This window comes from Dietzia sp. E1, assembly GCF_014145015.1.
Lineage (GTDB): Bacteria > Actinomycetota > Actinomycetes > Mycobacteriales > Mycobacteriaceae > Dietzia > Dietzia cinnamea_A.
Window position 1 is genome coordinate 1 of the sequence record NZ_JAALDU010000234.1, and the last position, 2,085, is coordinate 2,085.

Genomic DNA, 2,085 nt, shown 5'->3' on the forward strand with positions numbered 1-2,085 from the left:
AGTCGCGGGCGATCTCGGACAGCCGGTCGGCGCGCTCCGGGGTGCGGTTGGTGATCTCGATGCTGGAGATCCCGCCGCGGCCGAGGTGCGCGACGGCCAGGCCGCCCATGGCACCGGCGCCGAGCACGACGGCCTGCCGACCGTCGAGGCGGCGCGAGGCCGGGGCGTCGGGGGCGTCGGCGTCGGCACTCGCGTTGAGGATCTCCGCGGCCCGGTCAAGCGCCACGGAGACGACGGACGCGCCGGCGGAGTCGATGCCGGTCTCCGTGTGGACGCGCTTGCCCACGTGCAGGGCCTGCTGGGCGAGGCGGTGCAGGGTGGTGCCGGCCGCGCCGATCTCGGAGGCGGACTGGTACGCGGTGCGGATCTGGCCGATGATCTGCTGCTCGCCCACCACCATCGAGTCCAGGCCCGAGGCCACGGAGAACAGGTGCTCGGCGGCGGACTCGGAGTACCGGATGTACAGGTGCCGGCTGAGCTCGTCGACGGACAGGCCCGAGTGGCGCGACAGGAGGTTGACGACGTCGTCGAGCGCCGGGTGGAACGCGTCCACGGCCGAGTACACCTCGACGCGGTTGCAGGTGGTGACGATCATCGCCTCGTCGACGTTCTCGCCGGCGATGAGTTCTTCGGTGAGCGCGTCGCGGTCGACCTCGGACACGGCCACGGCCTCGAGCAGCGCCACCGGCGCACTGTGGTGGGACACACCCACCAGGAGGATGCTCACAACCGACCCCCGGACGTCAGGGCCTGACGGGCCCATGCCAGAATGGATGCCAGCTCGTCAACTCGGGGAGAAACCACTCGGGAGAAGAACGCAGGCCCGCCGGACGAACTCGCGGAACGCTGGTCCACAGTCGGTCGTCTCCTGTCGGTGTTCACGGCTGTGCACAGGGCACTCCCGGATCGGGAACACTCTGCCGGGACGGCCGTGGCCCTCAAGCCTGCGTACGACCCGTAACGGGATCCACCGTAACCCGCATGACACCCCGGGACAAAACCGTCACCGCACAGGATGCTATGTCCGTGCAGCGCCTCACACCGCCCGTGAACAGCGCGGACCGGAGGCCGTGCGCCCGGGTACGGTGACCGCGTGCCCCCGCGTCGCAGGTCCTCCGCCACGATGTCCGCCGCCACCCGCGCCCGGTACGCGAAGCGTCGGCAGCGGCGCCTCGCCCGGGTCGACAACGACCTCACCGACCAGCAGTGGGCCGCGATCCTCGACGCGTGGGGCGGCTGCGCCTACTGCCACGCCGTCGGACCGGCCCTGCAGCGGGACTGCGTCATGCCGATCTCCCGCGGCGGGCGCTACACGCTGGAGAACGTGGTCCCGGCCTGCGCATCCTGCAACGCGAGTAAGCGCGGGCAGCGAGGTCACCGGGGCTGCGGCGCAAGAAGCTCGACGAGGGCGCGTTCCTACTCCGGCACGCGACCATCCTGCGGGCCCTCCGCACCGACGACTGAGCCCCGGCGGGGCCCGTCACCTGTCGCCCACCGTGCCCGTCCGGCTCTAGTCCCATCCCGCGAACGGGTCGGGCCCGGCGAGCGTGGCGAGCAGCTCGTCGTCGTCGACCTCCCAACACGAATGCTCCGCACCGTCGACCAACACGACCGGCAGGCGGTCCCCGTACTCGGCGGCGAGGTCGGGATCGGCGGCGCGGTCCACGTCGGTGACCTCCAGGCGCGCGCCGGCACCCTCGCACAGGGGCAGTAGCTGGCCGTGGACGCGGACGCAGCTGCCGCAGCCCTCGCGGGTCAACAGGGTCACCGTGTGCACCATGCCTCGATAGTGCACCACCCCTCCCGGGCTCCCCTAGGATGGGGTCGCAGCCCCCGAGGAGGTCCCGCCCGGTGAACGACTCCCACCCGGAGAACGACCACGCCAGCGACGAGCACGCCGACTCCCCGCGCCGCCGGCGACTGCCCGGTCGTGCCGACGTGATCTCGGCGTTGGGAAGGCTCGTGTGGAGGCGCCGCGACGCGCGGGGCCAGCGGGTCGCAGGCGAGGCCTCCGCCGAGCACGCCGTCAAGCTCGAGCCGGGTGCCGAGCCCGGTCCCCCGCTGGCCGGCGCCGACGGTGCCGCT

Annotated in this window: 2 protein-coding genes and 2 pseudogenes; 2 read left to right on the plus strand and 2 right to left on the minus strand. The window is 72.5% G+C overall.

The window, feature by feature from the left end; genetic code table 11:
- The coding region (hemA, locus tag G6030_RS08750) for a glutamyl-tRNA reductase (RefSeq protein WP_182642866.1) at positions 1-727 on the minus strand (727 nt) is incomplete at its 3' end.
- Positions 728-1,123: 396 nt separating this feature from the next.
- Here hemA and G6030_RS08755 point away from each other — a divergent pair.
- Positions 1,124-1,464 (plus strand): annotated as a pseudogene (locus G6030_RS08755) (HNH endonuclease signature motif containing protein).
- A 46-nt stretch (positions 1,465-1,510) separates the two neighbouring features.
- Here the strand turns inward: G6030_RS08755 and G6030_RS08760 are convergent.
- Positions 1,511-1,780, minus strand: a complete 270-nt coding sequence (locus G6030_RS08760) for a glutaredoxin family protein (protein ID WP_182642867.1) — start codon at positions 1,778-1,780, stop codon at positions 1,511-1,513.
- A gap of 71 nt (positions 1,781-1,851) precedes the next feature.
- Here G6030_RS08760 and G6030_RS08765 point away from each other — a divergent pair.
- Positions 1,852-2,085, plus strand: a pseudogene (locus tag G6030_RS08765) (HAD-IB family hydrolase); the annotation flags it as partial.